Genomic DNA, 22,318 nt, shown 5'->3' with positions numbered 1-22,318 from the left:
CGAGGCATCGTCCTTTGCGTTTTCTCTCGTTCGATCGGCTCGACCGCTACGCGGTGCGCCTGTTCGCCGTGCCGCTGCTCACGGCGCTGGCGACCATGCTGCTGGCGACGATGCTGCAGCGGCTGCTGCGGCTGTTCGACATCGCGGCCTCCACCGGCGCATCGATCGCCAGCGTGCTGTTCCTGGCGGCCGACCTGGTGCCGCACTACCTGGGGCTGGCGCTGCCGGTGGCGTTCACCGCCGCGATCTTCATGGCCGCAGCGCGCATGGGCGACGACAGCGAGCTCGACGCGATGCTCGCCACCGGTCGCTCGATCGCGCGCATCGCGACGCCCTACTTCGTTCTCGCGCTGCTGCTGAGCGTGTTCAACCTCTATCTCTTCGGGCGGCTGCAGCCGCTGGCGCGCTACGACTACCACGTGAAGATGGACGCGGTGCTGCAGACCAACTGGGACGCGAAGATCGAGGAGAACCGCTTCATCGACATCGCCCACGGCTTCAGCTTCAGCGCCGACCGGGTCGAAGACAGCGGCCGTCGCTTCACCGGCGTCTTCATGGAACGACGCCAGGGCGGCATCGAGGAAATCACGACGGCCGTGCGCGGCCAGCTCGAGAGCAACCCGGACACCCGCAAGCTGCGCCTCAAGCTGGAGGACGGCATGCGGGTGCGGCAGACGGGCGACGGTGCGATCTCCACCACCCGCTTCGTCGACGGCTTCGTGGAAGATTTTTCGCCGACACGCGCGCCCTACCGCGATCGCGGCGAATCGGCCAGCGAACGCACGCTGCCCGAACTCTGGCAGGCGATGTGCACGGCCTGCGACCCCGCCTCGGCGGCCGAATTCCACAGCCGGCTGGCCCGCGCACTGCTGCCGCCCCTGCTGCCGCTGCTGGCGCTGCCGCTGGGCATGGCGTCCAAGCGCGGCCGGCGCACGCCGGGCGTGGTCTTCGCGTCGCTGGCCTTGCTGCTGCTCAACCACACGCTCCAGTTCGGCAAGAGCCTGGCCGAGAGCGGCCGCCTGCCGGCCGCGCTGGCGGTGTGGACGCCCTTCCTGCTGTTCGCGCTGCTGAGCCTGTGGATCTTCCGCGGCAGCCTCGCCTGGCCCGGCGACAACCCGGTGTCGCGCACCGTCGGCGTGCTCGAGCGCCTGATCGAACGCTTCAAGCCGCGGCGCCTGAACAACTTGGCGAAGGCGGCGCCATGAACCGCGCGATGGCCTCGTACCTGCGGCGCCGCGTCGGCACGCAGATCCTCGTGCTGCTGCTGGTCATCACGGCGCTGATGCAGGTGCTCGAGCTGCTCGACGTCACCACCGACGTGCTCAAGCGCGACCAGGGCTTCCTCGGCATCGTCTACTACGGCCTGCTGCGCCTGCCGGCCGAGTTGGTGATGGCCTTGCCGCCCGCGGTGCTGCTCGGCACGCTGATGGCGCTGGCCACGATGGCGCGCAACCTGGAGATCGCCACCATGCGCACGGCGGGCCTGAGCATGATGCGGCTGCTCGGCTACCTGATGCCGCTGGCCGCGGTGTTGGCCGTCGCCCAGTTCGTGCTGTCCGACCGCGTGCTGCCGCCCGCCGAGAACGGCCTGAAGGAATGGTGGAGCGCCAGCGCGCCGGCCGACGACACGCCGACCAAGCGATGGGCGCACACCTCCGGCGGCACGGTGTCGATGGAAAGCACCAGCCCCGATGGCCGCCGGCTGATCGACGTGCGGCTGTATGTCCGCGACGACCAGGGCCTGCTCAAGAGCCGCCTCACCGCCACCGAGGCGCGGTGGGACGGCAAGGCCTGGCGGCTCCAGGGCGTCGACGAGTTCGTCTACGGGGACAGGCGCGTCGAGCGCATCCAGGTCGCCGAGCGCGCCTGGGACACCAACCTGCGGCCCGAGGACGTGCTGCGGCTCGACGTCGCGCGGCCGAACCTCTCGACCGCCATGCTGGCCGAGGTGATCGCCGGCACCCGCACCGGCACCCAGCCCCATCGCTACTACCAGAGCGTGCTGTACCGTTCGTACGCCGCGCCGCTAGCGATCTTCGTCATGCTGCTGCTGGCGCTGCCGACGGCGGTGTCGCTGCCGCGCGGCACCGGCGGTGCGTCGAGAATGGCGATGGCGCTGATCCTCGGCCTGGGCTTTCTTCTCTGCGACGGGATCGTCGCGGCCCTGGGGCTCGCCGCCCGCTGGCCGCCCCTGGTCATCGCTCTCGCCGCGCCGGTGCTGTTCGCCGCGATCGGCCTCCTGCAACTGCGAGCCTCCGAACGCCTATGAATCTCTGGATCGACACCACCGGCGCCACCCGCGCCGAACCTCTCTACGGCATCCCGCCGGTCGAGCGCCTGCGCCGCAGCGTGAAGCACCTCGACGCCGGGACGCAGGTCGTCCTGTCCGGCATCGACGCCGGGCGCACCGCCTGGCCCGCCGCGAAGACCGACGTCGACACCGCCCCGCTGGGCACGCGCCTGCGCCAGGCGCTGGCCGGCGGCGCGCTGGTCGCCATCGACGGCGGCAACGCGGTCGACCCGAGGCTGATCGGTGTGCTGCTGCGCGGCGCGGGCCCTTGCGTCGCCGCCCGCGGCGAGGGCGCCGAACGCGCCGTCGTGCTGCGCCTCGACCCGACGCTGACCGACGCCATCCCGGCCGGCGCACAGACGCTGCGCGAAGTGGCCGACACCTTGCTGGCCGCCGGCCGCATCGCGCCCTACGACGAGCAGGACTTCCCCGCCTACGTCAACAAGCTGCGCCGCTCGCTGCCCTACTGGATCTACGCGGTGAACGACCAAGCCACGCGGCGCCGACTCGAGCGCCAGATGTTCTGGGACAACTACAAGGGCTCGACCGACCTGCTCACGCGCTGGGTCTACCCGCCGCTGGTGTGGCCGCTGGTGCGGCTGTGCACGCGCTGGGGCATCCACCCCAACACCGTGACGGTGCTGTCGATCATCCTCACGGTCGCGGCCGTGCCGCTGTTCGCGCGGGGCGACTTCCTGCTGGGCTTCCTGTGCGCCTACGGCATGAGCGTGCTCGACAGCGTTGACGGCAAGATCGCGCGCGTGACGCTCACCGATTCGGCCATCGGCAACGTGCTCGACCACGGCCTGGACATCGTGCACCCGCCCTTCTGGTACTTCGCCTGGGCCTGGGGCCTCGGCGGGCGGTCGATGGACGACCCGCTCTACGCGGCGGCCGTCTGGCTGATCGTCTTCTACCTGGGCGACCGCATCGTGCTGGGCATCGCCAAGGCCCGTCTCGGCTTCGCGCTGCATGCGGCGACAAGGCTGGACGGCCGGGTGCGCAGCTTCATCGCGCGGCGCAACATCACCATGACGATCATGGCGCTCGCGCTCTTGATCGGCGCCGGCCCGGCCGGCTTGGTCCTCGTCACCGCCTGGCAAGGTCTGACGTTCGCCTGGCACGGCGTTCGCACGATCTGGCTCGGTTTCCTCGCACGCAACAAGGCCCGCCCGGCTGTTTGAAGTCTGATGACCACGCTCGACATCGTTCCGGTGCGCACACCGGCGGAACTGGACCGTTTCATCCAGCTGCCTTCGAAGATCCACGCACGCGACCCGCACTTCGTGCCGCCGCTGATGATGGAGCGACGCGAGGCGCTGTCGCCGCGCAAGAACCCCTACTTCGCGCACGCCGAGACGCAGTTCTGGCTGGCCCGCAAGGACGGGCGCGATGTCGGCCGCATCAGCGCACAGATCGACAAGCTGGTGAAGGACCCTTTGGTCGGCCACTTCGGGATGCTCTGCGCCGAGGACGACGCCGAAGTCTTCGCGGCGCTCTTCAAGGCCGCCGAAGACTGGCTCGCCGCGCGCGGCAAGACGAAGGTGCTCGGCCCCTTCAACCTGTCGATCAACGAAGAGACCGGCCTGCTGGTCGACGGCTTCGACACGCCGCCGATGATGCTGATGGGGCACGACGCCCGCTACGTCGGCGCGCGGGTCGAGGCCGAGGGCTATGCGAAGGCGAAGGACACGATCGCCTACCTCTACGACATCGAGCACGAGATGCCGGCCGCCGCGCGCCGCATGATCGGCCCGCGCAAGCCGGCGGCGCTCACCGTGCGCAACCTCGACACCAAGCGCTACCTGGAAGAGTTCGACACGGTCACCGCGATCTTCAACGACGCGTGGTCGCAGAACTGGGGCTTCATCCCGTTCACCGAGGCGGAGATCGCGCACATGGCCAAGAGCCTGAAGATGTTCATCGATCCGACCTGCGTCGCGATCGTCGAACTCAACGGGAAGGCCGTGGGCTTCGGCATAGCCCTGCCCAACCTCAACGAGATGATCGCCGACTTCGGCGGCAGGCTGCTGCCCTTCAACTGGGCCAAGCTGATGCTGCGGCTCAAGCGCGGCACGAAGACGGCACGGGTGCCGCTGATGGGCATCAGCCGCAGCATCAGCGGCGAGCTGGCCGGCGCCATCGCGCCCTTCCTGGCCATCGACACCATGCGCCAGGGCCTGCGCGCCAAGGGCGTGAAGCAGGTCGAGCTGTCGTGGATCCTCGAGGACAACCGACCGATGCGGCACATCATCGAATCGCTCGGCGCCGCGCCGTACAAGACCTACCGCGTGTACGAGAAGACACTCGGCGCCAGCGCCACCGCCGCCTGACATGACCGGACTCACCGCGCTGGTGCTCGCCGGCACACGGCCCGGCGGCGATCCGCTGGCCGACTACGCCGGCGTGAGCCACAAGGCGCTGATCGAGATCGGCGGCACGACCATGATCGAGCGGGTGGTCGCGGCGCTGGTGGCGGCGCCCGCCATCGGGCGCATCGTGATCGCGATCGACCGGCCTGCGCTGCTGGAGGACCTGCCCGGCCTGCAGCCCGCCGTCTGCAGCAAGCCATGGACGACCATGCCGACGCAGGAAGGCCCCAGCGCGACCGTGGCAGCGGCGCTCGCGCGCGAAGGCACGCCCCTGCTCGTCACCACCGCCGACCACGCGCTGCTGCAGGCCGCATGGATCGCCGAGTTCCTGGCCGCCTGCCCGCCCGAGGCCGACGTGGCCGCGGCGCTGGCACCGCGAAAAGCCGTCGAGGCAGCCGCGCCGGCCACGCGGCGCACCTGGCTGCGCTTCTCGGACGACGATTTCTCGGGCTGCAACCTGTTCCTGCTGGCACGACCGAAGGCGGCCGGCGCGATCGCGTTCTGGGGTGAAATGGAGCGCGCGCGCAAGGAGCCGCTGCGCATGATGCAGCGCCTGGGCTGGCTGTTCGCGCTGCGCTATCGGCTGGGCTGGCTCAGCTCGGCGGCGGCGGCCGGGCGGCTGGGCGCGCTGTCCGGCGGAGCCCGGCTCGCACTGGTGTCGATGCGCGACGGGCGCGCCGCGATCGACGTGGACAAGGCCGCGGACCTGGACCTGGTGCGCCGGATGGTGGCGGCCGAGGGCCTGAACGGCCCGTCCTGCACCTCAGGCGGCCGCTGAAACCTGCGCGGTCTGCGGTGTCGCGCCGGCACCGAGCCAGCCGGCGGCCAAGGTCCGGACGTAGGTCAGGTCGGCCGGAAAATCGAGTTCGCCCCACTGCAGACCTTCGATCGAGGCCACCCGGATGTCTGCGCCAGCGCTCGCCAGGCGGTTGATCGCCGAGAGGTACCACAGGCCCGGGCCCTCGGCGGTGCGCATGGTGCGTTCGAGCTCGGCGACGAACAGCGCGGCGCCCTCGGCCTCGAAGCGCAGGAAGCCGATCGATTCGCCGTTGACGCGGTCGGCCGACAGGGTCTTGCCGATGGCGCGCAGGCGATCGCCGTCGACCTCGACCTTCATGTCGTCGGCGTCGTAGCCCGGCTTGCGGTCGATGGTGACCGTGATCGGCGCTGCGGGCGCCGCGAGCAGACGGCGCGCGATCTCCGGCTCGAACAGGGTGTCGCCGTTGAGGATGAGGCAGGGGGCTCGAAGCTCGGCACGGGCCATCCAGCAGCTCGCGAGGTTGTCGGCCAGCTTGTAGAAGGGGTTGAACAGCGTGCGCACCGTCATGCCGGCCGGCGTGATGCGCTGCAACGCCTGCTCGACCAGGTCGGAACGGAAGCCGGTCACGACGACCGCCTCGCCGATGCCCGCTTCGACCAGTCCGCGCAGTTGCCATTCGAGCATGCTGCGCCCGTCGCCCAGGTCGAGCAGGCATTTCGGAAGTTGTTCGGTCAGCGGCAGCAGGCGACTGCCTTGGCCGGCGCCGAGGATGAGGGCACGCTCAGGTCTGGACACGTTGATTCACCAATCAGAAAAAGGAGAGACGATGGGGATGAATCGGCGATTCGGCGGCGATGCGAGCCGGGGAATCAGGGCCGATCGATGCAAAGGTCGCGTTCGAGCCAGGCACGGGACACCTGTGTCGCGCACCAGGGCGCGTGCCGGTCTCGGAGCGCGAGGTGCGCCACGTGGGCGCTCCCCATTTCGAGCGCCGAAGTCTGCCAGACTTGGCCGGCGAACGCAGCGCCCTCACCCGCCGGCCGAGTATCGATGTCGCGAAGCTGGGCCAGGCTGTCGGCTCCGGCGGCCTTGGCCACCGCTTCCTTGCGCGTCCAGACGGCGTAGAAGCGCCGCGGATCGCGACCGGCCCAGGCACGCTCGCCGTCATTGAGGAAGCGCGGGAAGTCCTCGGCCGTCAGCGCGCCGATCGCCTCGACGTCGACGCCGATCGGGCCATCCGTCGACACGGCGCAGACGACGCGCCCTTCACAGTGGGAGATGCTGAAGTCGATCGGAAGATCGAGCGTTGGCCGGCCGCGTGGGGTGTAGCGCAAGGAAGCCAGCAGGGCACCGAGGTGACCGAACTGCCGAAGCCCTTCGCACAGCAGACGGCTGGCGATCAGCGACCGATGCCGCGCCCGGGCACTGGGCCAGCGCGCCATCTGTGTCCGCCGGATCGGCGGCAATGCCGCCATCCATGCCGCTTCGAGCGCCACGGGAAGCACGGAGTCGTTGGCGATCAGAACGGAGATGGGCATGGACGCAGCGTTTGGCGCGCACATGACATAATCGAAGGCTCAGCACCAAGGGCAATTTTGGATTATGGCACAGGGTAATTTGGCGCCGGGCCCCCACGAGGGCTACGACCTCGACGCCAATGACGAGACCTTGCCGGTGCTGCAGCAACTGCGCGCGCGCTACGGCGCGATCTGCCGTGTTCCATCGCTGACCCGTGCCGGCGACGGCCTCGTCGTCCACGATCCCGAAGACATCCGCCGCGTGCTGCTGACCAACCGCGGCAACTACGTCAAGGGCGCGGGCCTCGAACGTGTGCGCGTGCTGCTCGGGAACGGCCTGATCGTCAGCGACGGCGACTTGTGGGCGCGCCAGCGCCGCATGATCCAGCCCGCTTTCCAGGGCCAGGCCATCCGCGGCTTCGCGCCGGTCGTCGAACGAGCCAACGCGGACCTGCTCACACGCTGGCAGGCACACGCCGACAGCGGCGACCCCATCGACCTGACGCATGAACTCAGCAGCGTCGCCCTCGAGATCGTGCTGCGCGCGCTGTTCAGCCAGGACTTCGACCGCCTGGTCGAGGCCGAGGGCGGCAGCCCCTTCAACCTGCTGACCGAAGAAAGCCGGCGCGATCTGCAGTTCGCGGCCCGGTTCCGCGGCCTCGCGCGTTTCGTGCGCGCCATCATCGAGACGCGTCGGCAGGAAGCGCGCGTCGAGTCCGACTGGCTCTCGATGCTGATGCAGGCCCGCGACAAGGCCAGCGGCGAGCCGATGCCGGACCGAACCCTCCTCGACGAGGTCATGACGCTCATCGTCGCCGGCCATGAAACCACCGCCAGCACGCTCAACTGGACCTGGTACCTGCTGTCCCGGCATCCCGAGGCCGAAGCCGCGCTGCACGCCGCGATCGGCAACGCCGCGCCCGCCGAAGCCGTGCCGGACCAGGCCCTGGCGACCCCCTTCGCGTCCGCAGACTACGTCGAACAGGTGCTGCAGGAGGCGCTGCGGCTCTACCCGCCGGTGTGGCTCTTCAGCCGCCGCGCGCTGCAGGACGACACCCTGGGCGGCTACCATGTCCCGGCCGGGACGGACATCTTCATCTGCCCCTACCTGCTGCACCGCGACGCTTCCCAGTGGGAGGGCCCCGAGGCATTCCTTCCCGCGCGCTTCATGCCCGACGCAGCGGCGGGCCGGCACCGCTTTGCCTACCTGCCCTTCTCGGCCGGCCCGCGCTTCTGCGTGGGCGCGGGTTTCGCGATGGCGGAGATGGCGACCCACCTGACGATGGTGGCGGAGCGCTTCCGCTTGGTTCCCGTCGACGCCGACCCCGCCGAGGCCGAGTTCCAGATCAACCTGCGCACGCGCCATCCCCTGCGGATGCGGCTCGTGTCGCGCCGCTGAGCGGCACCCCCTTCATGCCATTGGACACCCTCCACGCCATCCTTCCCGCCACCGCCCGCGAGGACCGCCAGATCACGCTCATCGAGGGCGACAAGGAGCAGCGCGTGCTGAGCTTCCAGCGGCTGCGCCAGCGTGCGCTCGCCGTGCTCGGCGCGCTCCAGCGCCAGTCGATCGCCCCCGGCGACACCGTGATCCTGTGCCTGGGCGACAACGAGCGCTTCCTGGAGATGTTCTGGGCCTGCGTGCTCGGCGGCATCGTCCCCGTGCCGCTGGCCCCCGGCGCCACCGATGCGCACCGCCAAAAGCTGCTGCGTGTGTTCGCGCAGCTCGGCCCGAAGGCATCGGTCTACATCGACACCCCGTCGCTGGAACGTCTGGACAGCTACGCCGCGGCCCAGGGGCTCGCACAGGACGCTGCGGCGCTGCGTGCCCGCGCCCTGATTCCGGGCAGCCTGGACATCGGCGGCGAACCGGGCCGGCCCCTCCCGCCGCGCCCGGACGACCTGGCGTTCATCCAGTATTCCTCCGGCTCCACCGGCGAACCCAAGGGCGTGCTGCTGACGCATCGCAACCTGTGCGCCAACATCGCGTCGATCATCGAGGCCGGCACCTTCTCCGATCGCGACGTGGCACTCAGTTGGATGCCGCTGTCGCACGACATGGGGCTGATCGGCTTCCATCTGAACATGCTGGCCTGCGGCGCCAGCCACGCGATCATGCGCACCGATCTGTTCGCCCGGCGGCCCCTGCTCTGGCTGGAGCAGGCCAGCCAGCGCCGGGCCACGGTGCTCTGCTCGCCGAATTTCGGCTACCAGCACTACCTGCGGCAGTTCGCGCTGAAGCCGCCTCAGGGGCTGGACCTCGCGGCCGTGCGCTTGGTCTTCAATGGCGCCGAACCCATCTCGGCCGAACTGTGCCGGCGGTTCACCACCGCGCTCGCGCCGCATGGGCTGAAGCCGAACGCGATGTTTCCGGTGTACGGGCTGGCCGAAGCCAGCCTGGCCGTCAGCTTTCCGCCACCATCGAGGGCCCTCGAAACGGTGGACCTCGATCGCACCGCCCTGCGCATCGGCGCACCGGTCCAGGTCGTTCCGCATGGATCGGCCCACGCGGCCGAATACGTGAAGCTGGGCCGCGCCGTGCCGGGCTGCGCGGTCCGTATCGCCGACGACACGGGCGCGGAACTCGGCGAGCGGATCGTCGGCCATGTGCAGATCCGGGGCGACAACGTGTCCAGCGGCTATTTCGGCGACCCGGCCGGCACAGCGGCGTCGAGATCGTCCGAGGGATGGCTCGATACCGGCGATCTGGGGCTGAACATCGACGGACAACTCGTCATCACCGGACGGGCCAAGGACCTGATCATCGTCAACGGCCAGAACTACTACCCGGCCGATCTGGAGCTGATTGCACAGCAGGTTCCGGGGGTCGAGCCCAACCGGGTGGCCGCCGTGGGGGTACGCGCTGCCGACGACGACACCGAGTCGGTCACGCTCTTCGTGATACACCGGGGAAGCCTGGGGGATTTCGTGCCGAAGGTTCACGCCCTGCGGCGTGTCATCGGTCAACAGACCGACCTGGAACTCAAGGATGTCGTCCCGGTGGACGCGATCCCGAAGACGACCAGTGGCAAGCTGCAGAGGTACGCTTTGGCCCATGCCTTCAAAAAAGGCGAATTCGCTACAATACTGACCGAACTGTCAGGGTGTCTGTCAGCGGATACCGCGACACAGCCTGCCAGGAATGGGCCGAAGTCCACGGCCCTGCGCCTCAAGGAGATCTGCGGGCCTTTGATTCCAGACCAGCAGATCACGGTCCAAACCAACCTGCTGGAAATCAACCTCAAATCGCTCACCCTGGCGCGCATCCATGAAGCGATCGAGCGTGAATTCCCCCAACGCATCGAGGTCACGGATCTTTTCGATTACCCGACGCTGGAGCAGCTGGCGAAACTTCTGGACGAAACCCAGACCTGATCACTGTGCATACCATTTATGACAGTTTGACGTTTGCAGATTTCTCAATCCCGCAGACCTTGAATTTCTTCCATGGGGCACGCAGCTGGCGGATGCCCCAAACCGTACAGTACGGTACAGTACCGTCCAAGTTTTAGAGTGAAGCCGTGCATGCCCAATATGTTGTGTTCTAGCGTTCTCCCGAGAGTTCAGGAGCACGAAAAGCGGGAGGGTGCACGGTGACGGAAGCAATGCTCCTCGGTACGACACCGACGGCCAGCGGCGTTCCGCTGCGCAGCGCGGTTTTCACCACCCTGATCGAAGCCCTGGACTACGCCGCGACCGGCGAGACCGGCTTCAACTACTACGACGGACGCGACAAGCTCTCGGCCGTCCTGCCCTACCGCGAACTGCGTCGCCGCGCCCTCGAGATGTCGCGTCGCCTGGCGCCGCTCGGCCGCGGTCAGCGGCTGGCCCTGGTCGCCCATACGCATCCCGACTTCGCCGTGATGTTCTATGCGTGCCAGTACGCCGGGCTGGTGCCGGTGCCGCTGCCCGCGGCCGTGCACCTGGGCGGCCGCGAGGCCTACGTGCGCCACCTGCGCCAGCTGATGCGCGACTGCCAGGCCGTCGCCGCCTTCGCCCCTTCCGAGTTCGTCGGCTTCCTGAACGAAGCCAGCGAAGGCTTGCCGCTCACGCTGTCCGGCACCCTCGGCGACTTCCTGGCACTGGATGCCCAGGCCGACGTGCCGCCGCCCCCCGTGTCCACGGACCTCGCCTACCTGCAGTACACCTCGGGCAGCACGCGCTTCCCGCGCGGCACCATGATCACGCAGGCCGCGGTCATGGCCAACCTCAGCGCCATCTTCAACCATGGCTTCGCGCTCACGGCGGACGATCGCTTCTGCTCCTGGCTGCCGCACTACCACGACATGGGGCTGGTCGGCATCGTGCTGGGCTGCATGGCGACGCAGCGTTCGGTCGACTACCTGCCCACTCGCGAGTTCGCGATGCGCCCGCGCCTGTGGCTCAAGCTGATTTCGCGCAACCGCTGCACCATCTCGTACAGCCCGCCCTTCGGCTACACGCTGTGCGCTCGCCGCCTGCGTCCGGCGGATATCGAGGCGCTCGACCTGTCCTGCTGGCGCATCGCCGGCGTAGGCGCCGAGATGATCCACCCCGAGTCCCTGCGCCAGGTGGCCGAGATCCTCGCGCCGGCCGGGTTCGACGAACGCGCCTTCCTGCCCAGCTACGGCATGGCGGAGTGCGCGCTGGGCGTGAGCTTCGCGCCCGTGGGCAGCGGTCCGCGCAGCGACCTGATCGACATCGACCGGCTGTCCCGCACGGGCGAGGCGCGTCCGCCGATCGAGGGCGAGGCCTCCGTCAAGGGCAAGGCCTTCATCGACTGCGGCCGGCCGCTGCCGGGCTTCGAGGTCGAGGTCCGCGGCGATCGCGGCAACGTGCTGCCGGACCGTCGCTGCGGCACGGTGTACCTGCGCGGTCCCAGCGTGATGTCGGGCTACTTCGGCAACCCCGAGGCGTCGCACGAGGTGCTGTCGGACGACGGTTGGCTCAACACCGGCGACCTGGGCTACCTCGCCGACGGTTCGCTGTTCGTCACCGGCCGCGCCAAGGACCTGATGATCATCAAGGGCCGCAACATCTGGCCGCAGGATCTCGAATACCTGGCCGAGCAGCAGCCCGAAGTCCGGCCGACCGATGCTTCCGCCTTCACGGTCACGGACGAAGACGAGAACGAAACCGCGGTGCTCGTCGTTCAGTGCCGGGAAACCGACCCGGTCAAGCTGGCGTCGCTGTCGGTGCGCCTGAAGCAGGCGATCCACGCCGAATTCGGCATCCATTGCCTGATCGAGCTGGTGCCGCCGCACACCCTGCCGCGCACCTCCTCAGGCAAACTCTCGCGCAGCATGGCGCGCAGCGACTTCCTCAAGCGTTGTGGCGAGGAACCGCAGGTCGGTTTCGTCAAGGACGACGCGCGCGTCCAGACCCACCACGCAAGCATCGGCCGCGACATTGCCCTGACGACCCCTGACTGAGCCTTCACCCGTGACCGAATTGAATCTGGCGACCATCGAAAGCGCCATCCGCGAAGCACTCGACGCCATCCGTCCCGGCACGGCTGGCCTGGGGGGCGACGCCGACCTGATGCAGGAGGCCGATCTCGACTCGATCGGCGTGATGGACCTCGTCATGGAGATCGAGGACCGCCTGGACCTGTCGATCCCGGTGGAGACCCTGGCCCAGGCCCACACCATCAACGGGCTGCGCGCCGGCATCGCCCAGCTGAGCGGCGGTACCGCGTGAGCCTGCTGGACAAGTTCGGCGCGCAGCGTGAGTTGCAGGCCACCCTGGCCGCGATGGGCGGCGTAGCCCCGATCGCGACACCGATGGACGAGGTGCACTCGGCCACTTCCGCCACCATCGGCGGGCGCCGCATGATCCTGGCCGGGACCAACAACTACCTGGGCCTGACCTACGACGCGGCGTGCCGCGCCGCCGCCATCGCGGCCATCGAAGCCCAGGGCACCGGCTCCACCGGCTCCCGCATGGCCAGCGGCAACTACGCCGGCCACCGGGCCCTGGAGCGCGAGCTGGCCGACGCGGTCGGCTGGCCGTCCTGCATCGTCTTCTCGACCGGCTACCAGACCAACCTGGGCGTGCTCTCCGCCCTGGCCGACACCGGCGACTATCTCCTGGTCGATGCCGACAGCCACGCCAGCATCCACGACGGCTGCCGGCTGAGCAATGCCACGACCATCCGCTTCCGGCACAACGACCCCGAGAACCTCGACCGGCGCCTGGCACGCCTGGGCGACGATGCGCGTCGCGCGCTGATCGTCGTCGAGGGCGTCTACAGCACGCTCGGCGACCGCGCGCCGCTCAAGGAAATCGCCGAGATCAAGCGGCGCTACGGCGCCTGGCTGCTGGTCGACGAGGCGCATTCGTTCGGCGTGTTCGGTGAACGCGGTCTCGGGCTGTCCGAGGAGCTGGGCGTGCTCGACGACGTCGACTTCATCGTCGGCACCTTCTCCAAGAGTCTGGGCGGCGTCGGCGGCTTCTGCATCGGCCGCCACGCGAAACTCGAATACGTGCGGATGGTCAGCCGCCCGTACATCTTCACGGCGTCGTCGTCGCCGCCCTCGATCGCGGCAACGCGCGAGGCGCTGCGTCAGCTGCTCGACGGCCATGCCCTGCGCGAGCGCCTGTGGCGGCACGCCGAGCGGCTCTACGCCGAGGCCACGAAGCTCGGCTACCGCCTGGGCACCACGACGCCCGGCCCGGTCGCGGCCCTGGTCTTCACCGAGCGCGCCGAGGCGCAGGCGCTGTGGCAGGCGCTGCTGGACAGCGGCATCTACACCAACCTGATGATCCCGCCCGCCACGCCCGCCGGCCTGAGCCTGGTGCGCATCAGCCTGAGCGCGGCGCACAGCGACGAGGACATCGGGCAGATCATCGCGGCGCTAGAACGCGCCCGCCGATGAGCACCGCTGCGGCGTCCCTGCCGTCCTCTTCTGCGCCTTCTCTCGCACCTGACCGTCGCTTCGCGGTCGTCACCACCTGCCACGCCGCCGGCTACCAGACCTACGGGCAGACCATGGTCGAGACCTTCCTCGAACACTGGGCGCACGAGGTGCCGCTGATGCTCTACCACGAAGGCTTCGAGCCACCGTCGGCACCGGGGCGCATCGAGGCGCACGATCTGGTCGCCGCCAGCCCGGCGCTGGCCGCCTTCAAGGCGAGGCACCGGAACAATCCCCGCGCCCACGGCAAATGGCGACCGCGCCAGCGGCTGCGTGTCGGCCCGCTGTCGATTCCGCTGCCGTGGCGCGTCCGCAAGGCCGGCTACCGCTGGGACGCCGTGCGCTTCTCGCACAAGAGTTACGCGATCTTCGATGCGGCACGCCGCACCGACGCCGACGTGCTGATCTGGGTCGACGCCGACACGCGCTTCTTCGCCGACGTGGACCTGGCCGAACTGTCCGCGCTCGCACCGGCGGACAGCGCCGTGTCCTGCCTGCGGCGCCCCAACCACACCGAGTGCGGCTTCGTGGCCTACAACCTGCGGCATCCCGAAACACAGCGCCTGCTGGCCGAGTTCGAGGCCATGTACACGCAGGACCTGCTGTTCGCCGAGTACGAGTACCACGACTCCTACATTTTCGACGTCGTCCGGCAGCGTGCGCAAGCGCGAGGCGCCAAAGTCCACGACATCGCCGAAGGCGCAGGCTGGAAGGCCTCGCACGTGCTCATCAACTCACGCCTGGGCCGCTTCATGGACCACATGAAGGGCGACCGCAAGACCGACGGCAAGAGCCGCGCGGGCGACCTGCTCGTCGCGCGCGACGAGGCCTACTGGCAGCGCAGCTAGAACGCCGTCGGACGCGGTCGTCGCAGAGGCGAAAATACGGCATGCGCAACGCCGTCTTCATCCACACCAACCCCAAGCAGATCGTCGGCGCCCTGGTGGCGCAGCATGCGCTGGTCCGGCACAGCGCCGCCCCGGAGCGCTTCGACGTGCGCATCCTCCGCACGACGGACTTCCCGGCCTTCGAGCGCTTCGAGGGCCGGCGCTACCTGCGCGAGGGCCGGCAGGTGCTGTGGCGCAACGACGACCTGCAGTCGTTCACGCCGCTGCGCTTCGCCGTGCCGGCGCAGATGGGCTATGCCGGCCGCGCGGTGCTGATCGACCCGGACATCTTCGCGCTCGGCGACATCAACACGCTGCTCGAGCGTGACATGGGCGGTGCCGCCGTGATGGCGCGCCAGATGGACGGCGATTTCCGTCGTCCGCTGCACTACGCCTCGAGCGTGATGCTGATGGACTGCGCACGCCTCACGCACTGGCAGTGGGAAACGGATTTCGAGCGCGTTTTCCGCGGCGAACGCGACTACCGCGACTGGATGTGGCTGCTGCTCGAGCCGCCCGGCAGCGTCGCGGCGCTGGAGCCCGAGTGGAACGACTTCGACCGGCTCACGCCCGCCACCCAGTTGCTGCACAACACGCACCGCCGCACGCAGCCCTGGAAGACCGGCCTGCCTTCGGACTTCACGCCGCGCGGCACCACGCTCAAGTCGCGCGCGGGCATCTGGCTGCGCAAGCTCACGGGGCGCGGCGCGGGCCACTACCGCCGGCATCCGGATCCGGCGCAGGAGCGGCTGTTCTTCCGGCTGCTGGGCGAATGCCTGGACGCCGGCTCGATCGACCGCGCCCTGCTCGACGCCGAGATCGCGCGCGGCCATGTGCGCCGCGACGCGATGGACTGCGTGGCGGCGGCCCGCGCCACGGCCTGAATGCGCACGCGGGCCTGATCAGGCCGTGTCAGGCCTGATCGATCAGTGCGCGGATGCGCGCCAGCGTCGCCTCGCGCTCCTGCCGCGCGATGTCCAGCACGCGCCCGCTGGCATCGAACGCACCGGCCTCCTCCAGCGCACGGTGCAACAGCCCCAGATCGCGCAATGAGGACAGCAGGCCCAGGTCCTGCAGCGCCTCGAAGCTGCGCGCCACCAGCGAGCCCGGCCGCCGCGCCGCAGCGGTGCGCCAGGCCGTCGCCAGGCGCCAGCGCCAGTCCGGCTGGCGCGGGAACGCGAAGGGCACGACCGGCCGGCCGGTGAGCAGCGCCTCGGTCAGCATCGACGCACTGTCCGTCGTGACGACGATCCGGTCCGCGCGCTGGCGCAGCGCGCCATAGGGGTTCTCGCCTTCGCCCCAGCGGACGACATGCGAGGGCACGTCCAAGGTCCGGGCCAGCGTCTCCATGGCCGCAGCGGGCGTGCGCGGGCTGCCGAGCACCCAGGCGCTGCCGCCATGCGTTTGCACCTGCGCCTGCACGAGTCGCGCCAGCCCTTGCGCGGCTTCGTCATCGAGCACGAAGGGCCGGCTGTCGCCGCCGACCATCACCAGCGTCCAGGGTCGCGGCATGCGGGCCACCTGCGGCTGCAACGCCACCGGCAGCGGCACGTCGACCGGCGAAGGCGGCAGCATGAAGGGCAGGCGATGGCTCAGCACGTTGTCGCGTTCCGGCACCGCGTACTGCGGCGTGGTGAGGACCAGGTCGAACCACGACAGCGGCGCCCACGGGCGGTTGACGTGGACCAGCCGGGTCCGCCCGCCGGACCGGCGCCGGATCCACCGCGCGGCGGGCACGCTCTTGCGCCCGGCCGCCAATACCACACGCGGCCAGGGCGGCTGCAGCGCTGCCGGGTCCCGGCTGCGCCAGCTCCACCGCGAGGCGCCCAGCAGCACCGGCGGCAGCCCGGCCGCGGCGTTGAAGCGCAAAGGCACGGTGCGGTACGGCACGCCCAGCGCGTCGGCGATGGCCAGCAACTGCTGGTTGTCGCCATGGCGCGCGCCCAGCAGCACCCAGATCGGGACCGCAGCGACATCGAGCGATGCCACCATCACCCCGGCAGCCAGCCGGCCGACCGGTACCAGGCGACCGCATCGGCAAAACCGGTATCGATGTCGAACTGCGGGGCCCAGCCCGCCGGCCGCGCGAGTTCGGCCGGCGAGACGCCCCAGTCGGCATGGCGCAGTTCGCGCAGCTTTTGGGAGTTGAGCATGGCCGCCGAGCCGCCGAGGCGCGCCAGATCGCCCACCCAGGCGATGCCGCGCAGCAGCCCCGGCGGCGCCTGCACGAAGCGCGGGGATGGGTTGCCGACGGCACGCGCGGCGGCGCCGAGCAGTTCATCCCAGCGGTAGCCCTCCGGCTGGCCGTCGGCCGCTGCCAGCACCCGGCCTTGCGGGGTCGCCGCAGCGAGCAGGACGATCAGCCGGGCCACGTCGCGCACATGGATCAGCGCCGCGCGCGCGTCCGGCCCGCCGAGCAAGGGCACGCGCGGCCAGTGGGCCACCTGGAAGAAGCGCAGCGTCTCGCGGTCGCCCGGACCGTAGACCGCGGGCGGGCGCAGCACGGTCGTGCGCGCGCCCATGGCGTCGAGCGCAGCAGCCTCGCCGGCGCGCTTGCTGGCGGCGTAGTCCGAGAGCAAGGGCTCGCGCGCGGCCAGGCTGGACACCAGCAGGAAATGCGCGCCGGGCGACACCCGCCGGGTAGCCTGCGCGATCCGCGCGACGCCCTGTTCGTTCACGGCGAAGAAGTCGGCCCGGCGTGCGGCCTTGATGAGCCCGGCCAGATGGATCACGGCGTCGGCGCCCTCCACCAGCCGCGCCAGCGCCGCCTCGTTGTCGAGCGAGCCGGCCACGACCTCGGGTGTCGACTGCCGCCATTCGGCGCCGGAGGGTTCGCGCCGCAACAGCAGCCGCACCCGCCAGCCGGCCTGCACCAGTGCGGCGATGAGATGCCGACCGATGAAGCCCGTGGCCCCGGTCACGGCGACCAGGGGCGCACGCGCGGCGGTCTCTCCATAGGTCGGAGGGAGAAGAGACGGCAATGGCATCGCGGGGAGAGGAGGCAAGGGGAAAGTCCGAGAGCGGCGCGGTCCGTGAGCGGCGCGGTCCGCGTGCTCGGTGCAGAGGCGGATAGCATAGAGCACCGCGACCCGACAGCCCCAGCCTTCGGCATGACCAAGCCCCTCCTTCTCTGTCTCCTGCTCGCCACCCTGCCCGGCCTGGCCGACGCCCGCAGCAAGCACCGCGACCACGCCGAGCAGCGCGCCTTTCGCCAGGAGCACCCCTGTCCCACCACCGGTCAGGCTGAAGGCGCCTGCCCGGGATGGCAGGTGGGCTATGTCGTCGAACTCTGCGCCGGCGGCCAGGACAAGCGCGAGAACATGCGCTGGCTCACGCCGGAGGACAAGCGCTTCATCAAGCAGAGCATCGGCAAGGACTGCAAGAAGCTCAAGCACGCACCCCTGCCGAACTGATCAGCAGCGGCTCGCCCTTTAGCGCGAGGCCCAGAACGCCCGCTGCATCGCCACGGTTTCCTCGGCGATCTCCGGCACTGGTCCGATGAGTTCGACCGGCTTCTGGCAGTGGTCGAAGACATAGCGCGACGGCACACTCATCGTCGGGTTCTCGGCATGGCTGCCGGTCTCGGCCAGCAGCTGCGCCTCGGTCATGCCGTAGACCACGCGGCCGATGTTGGCCCAGTAGGCGGTGCCGGCGCACATGCAGCAGGGCTCGACCGCGGTGTAGAGCGTGCAGCCCCACAGGAACTCGGGCGTGAAATTGGTCGCCGCCACCCGCGCGAGCGTCGACTCGGCATGGTTGACCGTGTCGATGTTGCACTGCTCGAGCAGCACCGTCTCCTGGTCGGGGCCGACCAGCACGGCGCCGAAGGGATGGTGGCCGAGCGAGACGGCGCGCTGCGCCACCGCGTTGGAGCGGCGCAGGTGCTTGAGCATCTGCGCCTGCGTGGGGCGCAGGCCCTGCGCCGGTAAGTCGGGGGCGAACATGGCCGTGTTCTGCGCCGTCACAGGCTGCGCCAGAAGTCGATCAGCAGTGCGACGAATTCGTCGGGCTTCTCCACCGCGCTCAGGTGGGCCGCGTCGAGGGTCGCGAGCTTCGCGCCGGGAATCTGCGCCACCATCTGCTCGGACATGGCCAGCGGCGTCGCCAGGTCCTGTGTGCCCGCGATGACGAGCGTGGGCACGGTGATGCGCGTGTTGCTCGTGCGGAAGTCGATGCCCGCGACCGCCTTGCAGCTCTCGACGTAGCCAGCCGCATCGGTCTGCACCAGCATCTCGCGCAGGGCCGCAGCAGCGGCCGTGCCTTCGGGCGTGGCGCGCCAATCCGGCGTGATCCAGCGCTCGACCGCGCCATCGGCCACGGCGGCGACGCCGTCGGCCTGCACCCGCGCCACGCGCGCCGTCCACGGCGCGGCGTCGGGGTAGTGCGCGCTGGAATTCGCGATGACCACGGTCTTGAGCAGTTCGGGGCGGCGCACCGCCAGCGCCTGCGCCGTCATGCCGCCCATCGAGAGGCCCACGAAGTGCACCGGCTCGCCGGCCGCTTCGCGCTCGATCAGCGCAGCCGCATCGTCGGCCAGCGTCTCGATGGCGAAGGCGCCGGGCACGACGGCGGAACCGCCGTGGTCGCGGTGGTCGTAGCGGATCACGGTGTGAGCGCGCGCCAGGCGCGCGGCCACGGCGTCCCACATGTGCAGGTTGCAGCCGAGCGCATGGCTCAGCACGACGATCGGGCCTTCGCCCTCGCGCAGGACGTTCAGGGAAATCATGTCAGGGTCTCCTTGCGGGTTGCGGCTACCGGCAGACGCGGCAGCCAGAAGAAAGCGATGAGCATCAGCGACATGCCCGCCAGCAGCATCGGCACGACCATCGGCCAGGCGCCGTTGGACGATTGCGGGTCGACGAAGCCGGCCGCGGTCTGGCCGACGACGAAGCCGACCGCCATCATGCCGAAGCCGGACCACGACACGGCCCGGCCGGCAAGATGCGGCAGGTCGCCCACCGCGCCGGCCTGGCCGCAGGGCTGGTGGATGCCATGGCCGAGGCAGTACACGGCGTGGCCGAGCAGCAGCGGCACGATCGACTGCGGCGCCAGCGCGCAGCCGGCGACCTGGATCAGCGGGCCCGCCAGGCTCAGCGTCGCACCGAGCTGCACCGTGCGCACGATGCCCAGGCGCCGCAGCAGGCGCCGGCACATCGTGGTGCTGCCGATGTAGACCAGCGAGCCGGCGGCCGGAATCCAGCCGTACATGATCGGCGAGAGGCCGAGGTAGCCGATGTAGACCATCGGCGAGAGCAGCAGGAAGGCGAAGATGCCGCTGTAGGTGGTGGCCGCCAGCGTCGCCCAGGCGCGGAAGCTCGGACTGGCGAACACCTCGCGCACGCTGCCCTGGGGTGCGGCCGGCTCACCCGCACCGGGCTGGCGCAGCGTCTCGCCGAAGCGGCGCAAGCACAGCACCCACAGCAGCGCCGCGTACGTGGCCATGCCGCCGAGCACCCAGCGCCAGCCCAGTTCCTGCACGGTGAAGGCGCCCATCACCGGCGCGATCAGGGCGACCACACCGAGCCCCGTGAGGCCGCGCGCCATGATGTGCGGGCCTTCGTGCGCCGGGTACAGGTCGCGCACCGCCGCACGCGCGCAGACCAGGATGGCCGCCATCGCGACGCCCTGCAGCACACGGAAGCCGACCAGCACCGCCATGCTCGGCGAGAAGATCGCGCCGCCTGCAGCGATGGCGTAGACCGCCAGGCCGGTGAGCAGCACGGGGCGACGCCCGAAGCGGTCGGCCAGCGGGCCGCAGGCGAGCTGTGCGATGCCGAAGGCCAGCACGAAGGCGGTGAGGCTGGCGCTGGCCGAGCCGAGTTCGCGTGCGATCTCGGGCAGCGCGGGCAGGTAGCTGTCGGTGGCGACCGGCTGGGCCGCCAGCAGCAGCGGCAGCAGCAGCGCGAAGGAGAGCGCAGGCGATGGCGCGACGGCCGTCGCGCTCACTTGGGCAGCTCTTCGAGCAGGCCCTTCTCGCGCAGGATCGCGGTTGCGATGCCGAAGGCGTGGTTGGCCACCGGCACGCCGCAGTAGATGGCCGCCATCATCAGCACTTCCTTGATGTCCTCGGGCGTCAGGCGCGACTCGGGCGGGCCGTCGAGCGCGGCGCGCACATGCATCGCGAATTCCTCGTAGGCATGCGTGCCGAGCATCATCGACAGCACCATGTAGCGGCGCGTCTTGTCGCCCAGCGCAGGCCGGCCCCAGATGTCGTGCCACGCATGGCGCGTGATGAGCTCCTGGAACTCGGCGTTGAAGGTGGTGCGCTTGGCGAGCGACTGGTCGACCCAGGCGTCGCCCAGCACGCGGCGGCGCTGCAGCAGGCCGCGTTCGTAGTCGGGATGAGGTGCTTTTTCGTCGCTCATGGCGAACCGTCCTTGGATGATGTGTTGTTGCGAATCGCGTCGAAGCGCGCTTGCAAGTCGTGCGCCTGAGCGCGTGCGAGTTCGGCCGCGCCGTCGGCGAGCGCCGGGTCGAACCATTCGTCGGCGGCCTGCACCGGCAGTTCGGCGCGCAGCCGATCGATGTTGGCGCGCATGCGCGCGGCATCGACGTTCAAGCCCGGCAGCGCACCCGCCAGCGCATGGGCGCTGCCCTGCACCGTGAGCCACAGCTGCGGCCATTCGGCCAGTTCGGCCTGCCACGGCCCGAGGGCGCGCTGGTGCTGCTGCGGCATCGCAGCCAGCAACGCGGCGACCTGCTGCGGCGCGCGCTGCGCGGCGGCCAGCGCCACCATCGACGCGACCGGGTTGCGCTTGTGCGGCATGGCGGACGAGCCGCCCCGACCGGGCTCGGCGGGTTCGGTGACCTCGGCGACCTCGTACTGGCCCAGCAGCGAGATGTCGAGCGCGATCTTGCCCAGGCTGCCGGCCAGCAAACCGAGTTCGCAACCCAGCGCCGTCCAGCGGTCGCGCTGGGTGTGCCAGGTGGCGCCGGGGTCGCGCAACTGCAGCGCGGCGGCCAGGCGCGCACGCACCGCGGCGCCCTGCCCCTTCATCTGCGCCAGCGTGCCGACCGCGCCGCCGAGTTGCAGTTGCAATGCCGCTTGCGCCGCCACCTGCAGGCGCTCGCGGCTGCGCACCAGCGGCGCGGCCCAGCCCGCGCACACCAGGCCGAAGCTGGTGACCGAGGCCGGCTGCATCAGCGTGCGCGCCAGCATCGACGTGGCCGCGTGCTGCCCGGCATGGCGCAGCAGCGAGGCGATGGCGGCGTCGACATCGGCCAGCAGCAGCGCCAGGGCGTCGCGCGTCACCAGCACCATCGCCGTGTCGATCACGTCCTGACTGGTCGCGCCGACGTGCACATGCGGCAGCGCCTCCGGATGGCGCTGGCCGACGATGTCCTTCAGCGCCTTCACCAGCGGGATGGCCAGGCTGCCGGCGCGGCCGCTGTCGAGGCCGATCTGCACCGGGTCGACCTCGTCGAGGCTGCAGCAGGCGGCAATGGCCTCGGCCGCCTGCACGGGGATCAGGCCGACGCCGGCCTGCGCACGCGCGAGCTCGGCCTCGAAGCGCAGCATGGCGCCGATGACGGACGGTCCGTCGAAGACCGCCCGCATGGCGGGGGTCGAGAGGAAGCTGTCGAAGATGCTCATGG

Annotated in this window: 22 protein-coding genes; 13 read left to right on the top strand and 9 right to left on the bottom strand. The window is 70.1% G+C overall.

Annotated features, from left to right (window positions below):
- Window positions 1-14 precede the first annotated feature (14 nt).
- Genes N8A90_RS16970 through N8A90_RS16950 form a run of 5 tightly spaced genes read left to right on the top strand, consistent with a single transcriptional unit; the run spans window position 15 to window position 5,440 of the window.
- Entirely contained in the window at window positions 15-1,205 is a 1,191-nt protein-coding gene (locus N8A90_RS16970; RefSeq protein ID WP_262076149.1) for an LptF/LptG family permease, read from the top strand.
- Complete coding sequence (locus tag N8A90_RS16965; RefSeq protein ID WP_262076148.1) at window positions 1,202-2,269, top strand: LptF/LptG family permease; 1,068 nt, start codon at window positions 1,202-1,204, stop codon at window positions 2,267-2,269. Before N8A90_RS16970 ends, N8A90_RS16965 begins: the two co-directional genes overlap by 4 nt.
- Window positions 2,266-3,474 (top strand): CDP-alcohol phosphatidyltransferase family protein, encoded by a 1,209-nt coding sequence (locus N8A90_RS16960; protein ID WP_262076147.1) that lies wholly within the window; start codon window positions 2,266-2,268, stop codon window positions 3,472-3,474. The genes N8A90_RS16965 and N8A90_RS16960 overlap by 4 nt, the downstream gene beginning before the upstream one ends.
- A 6-nt stretch (window positions 3,475-3,480) precedes the next feature.
- Complete coding sequence (locus N8A90_RS16955; protein WP_262076146.1) at window positions 3,481-4,623, top strand: dATP pyrophosphohydrolase; 1,143 nt, start codon at window positions 3,481-3,483, stop codon at window positions 4,621-4,623.
- Between the two features lies 1 nt (window position 4,624).
- Window positions 4,625-5,440, top strand: coding sequence for a nucleotidyltransferase family protein (locus tag N8A90_RS16950; protein ID WP_262076145.1), 816 nt, complete (start codon window positions 4,625-4,627; stop codon window positions 5,438-5,440).
- On the opposite strand, the gene N8A90_RS16945 is transcribed toward N8A90_RS16950, so the two are convergent.
- Together N8A90_RS16945 and N8A90_RS16940 are read right to left on the bottom strand one after the other, a co-directional pair.
- Entirely contained in the window at window positions 5,426-6,217 is a 792-nt protein-coding gene (locus N8A90_RS16945; protein WP_262076144.1) for a phosphocholine cytidylyltransferase family protein, read from the bottom strand. The two genes, N8A90_RS16950 and N8A90_RS16945, sit on opposite strands and share 15 nt — an antisense overlap.
- Before the next feature lie 74 nt (window positions 6,218-6,291).
- Window positions 6,292-6,960: a 4'-phosphopantetheinyl transferase family protein gene (locus tag N8A90_RS16940; RefSeq protein ID WP_262076143.1), complete on the bottom strand. Its 669-nt coding sequence runs from the start codon at window positions 6,958-6,960 to the stop codon at window positions 6,292-6,294.
- Window positions 6,961-7,024: 64 nt separating this feature from the next.
- Here N8A90_RS16940 and N8A90_RS16935 point away from each other — a divergent pair, with 64 nt between their 5' ends.
- The 7 genes from N8A90_RS16935 (at window position 7,025) to N8A90_RS16905 (ending at window position 15,606) form a co-directional block, all read left to right on the top strand.
- Window positions 7,025-8,338 carry a cytochrome P450 gene (locus N8A90_RS16935; protein ID WP_262076142.1) on the top strand — a complete coding sequence of 438 codons (1,314 nt, stop codon included), beginning with the start codon at window positions 7,025-7,027 and terminating at the stop codon, window positions 8,336-8,338.
- A gap of 14 nt (window positions 8,339-8,352) precedes the next feature.
- Complete coding sequence (locus tag N8A90_RS16930; RefSeq protein WP_262076141.1) at window positions 8,353-10,314, top strand: non-ribosomal peptide synthetase; 1,962 nt, start codon at window positions 8,353-8,355, stop codon at window positions 10,312-10,314.
- A 230-nt stretch (window positions 10,315-10,544) separates the two neighbouring features.
- Entirely contained in the window at window positions 10,545-12,350 is a 1,806-nt protein-coding gene (locus tag N8A90_RS16925) for a fatty acyl-AMP ligase (protein WP_262076140.1), read from the top strand.
- 10 nt (window positions 12,351-12,360) lie between these two features.
- A complete protein-coding gene (locus tag N8A90_RS16920; RefSeq protein WP_262076139.1) occupies window positions 12,361-12,618 on the top strand; it encodes an acyl carrier protein in 258 nt (85 codons plus the stop codon).
- Window positions 12,615-13,796, top strand: a complete 1,182-nt coding sequence (gene spt / locus N8A90_RS16915; protein WP_262076138.1) for a serine palmitoyltransferase — start codon at window positions 12,615-12,617, stop codon at window positions 13,794-13,796. Before N8A90_RS16920 ends, spt begins: the two co-directional genes overlap by 4 nt.
- Window positions 13,793-14,683, top strand: a complete 891-nt coding sequence (locus N8A90_RS16910) for a hypothetical protein (protein ID WP_262076137.1) — start codon at window positions 13,793-13,795, stop codon at window positions 14,681-14,683. The genes spt and N8A90_RS16910 overlap by 4 nt, the downstream gene beginning before the upstream one ends.
- Before the next feature lie 41 nt (window positions 14,684-14,724).
- Window positions 14,725-15,606, top strand: a complete 882-nt coding sequence (locus tag N8A90_RS16905) for a hypothetical protein (protein WP_262076136.1) — start codon at window positions 14,725-14,727, stop codon at window positions 15,604-15,606.
- 28 nt (window positions 15,607-15,634) lie between these two features.
- Here the strand turns inward: N8A90_RS16905 and N8A90_RS16900 are convergent, their stop codons facing one another.
- Window positions 15,635-16,714 carry a mitochondrial fission ELM1 family protein gene (locus tag N8A90_RS16900; RefSeq protein ID WP_262076135.1) on the bottom strand — a complete coding sequence of 360 codons (1,080 nt, stop codon included), beginning with the start codon at window positions 16,712-16,714 and terminating at the stop codon, window positions 15,635-15,637.
- Window positions 16,714-17,727, bottom strand: coding sequence for an NAD-dependent epimerase/dehydratase family protein (locus N8A90_RS16895; RefSeq protein WP_262076134.1), 1,014 nt, complete (start codon window positions 17,725-17,727; stop codon window positions 16,714-16,716). The genes N8A90_RS16900 and N8A90_RS16895 overlap by 1 nt, the downstream gene beginning before the upstream one ends.
- A gap of 105 nt (window positions 17,728-17,832) precedes the next feature.
- Here N8A90_RS16895 and N8A90_RS16890 point away from each other — a divergent pair, with 105 nt between their 5' ends.
- A complete protein-coding gene (locus tag N8A90_RS16890) occupies window positions 17,833-18,135 on the top strand; it encodes an HNH endonuclease (protein WP_262076133.1) in 303 nt (100 codons plus the stop codon).
- 18 nt (window positions 18,136-18,153) lie between these two features.
- Here N8A90_RS16890 and N8A90_RS16885 read toward each other — a convergent pair whose 3' ends face one another.
- The 5 genes from N8A90_RS16885 to N8A90_RS16865 are packed head-to-tail and all read right to left on the bottom strand — an operon-like array spanning window position 18,154 to window position 22,316.
- Complete coding sequence (locus tag N8A90_RS16885) at window positions 18,154-18,666, bottom strand: nucleoside deaminase (protein WP_262076132.1); 513 nt, start codon at window positions 18,664-18,666, stop codon at window positions 18,154-18,156.
- A gap of 17 nt (window positions 18,667-18,683) precedes the next feature.
- On the bottom strand, window positions 18,684-19,448 hold the full coding sequence (locus N8A90_RS16880; RefSeq protein ID WP_262076131.1) for an alpha/beta fold hydrolase: 765 nt from the start codon (window positions 19,446-19,448) through the stop codon (window positions 18,684-18,686).
- The gene (locus tag N8A90_RS16875; protein WP_262076130.1) at window positions 19,445-20,668 is read right to left on the bottom strand and encodes an MFS transporter; all 1,224 of its coding nucleotides are present in this window, start codon (window positions 20,666-20,668) and stop codon (window positions 19,445-19,447) included. The genes N8A90_RS16880 and N8A90_RS16875 overlap by 4 nt, the downstream gene beginning before the upstream one ends.
- Complete coding sequence (locus N8A90_RS16870) at window positions 20,665-21,087, bottom strand: carboxymuconolactone decarboxylase family protein (RefSeq protein WP_262076129.1); 423 nt, start codon at window positions 21,085-21,087, stop codon at window positions 20,665-20,667. Before N8A90_RS16870 ends, N8A90_RS16875 begins: the two co-directional genes overlap by 4 nt.
- Window positions 21,084-22,316 carry a lyase family protein gene (locus tag N8A90_RS16865; RefSeq protein WP_262076128.1) on the bottom strand — a complete coding sequence of 411 codons (1,233 nt, stop codon included), beginning with the start codon at window positions 22,314-22,316 and terminating at the stop codon, window positions 21,084-21,086. Before N8A90_RS16865 ends, N8A90_RS16870 begins: the two co-directional genes overlap by 4 nt.
- Window positions 22,317-22,318 lie beyond the last annotated feature (2 nt).

Source organism: Variovorax sp. N23 (assembly GCF_025486315.1).
Lineage (GTDB): Bacteria > Pseudomonadota > Gammaproteobacteria > Burkholderiales > Burkholderiaceae_C > Variovorax.
The sequence above is the reverse complement of the archived record's forward strand: the minus strand, read 5'-3'. Positions and strand labels throughout refer to the sequence as shown.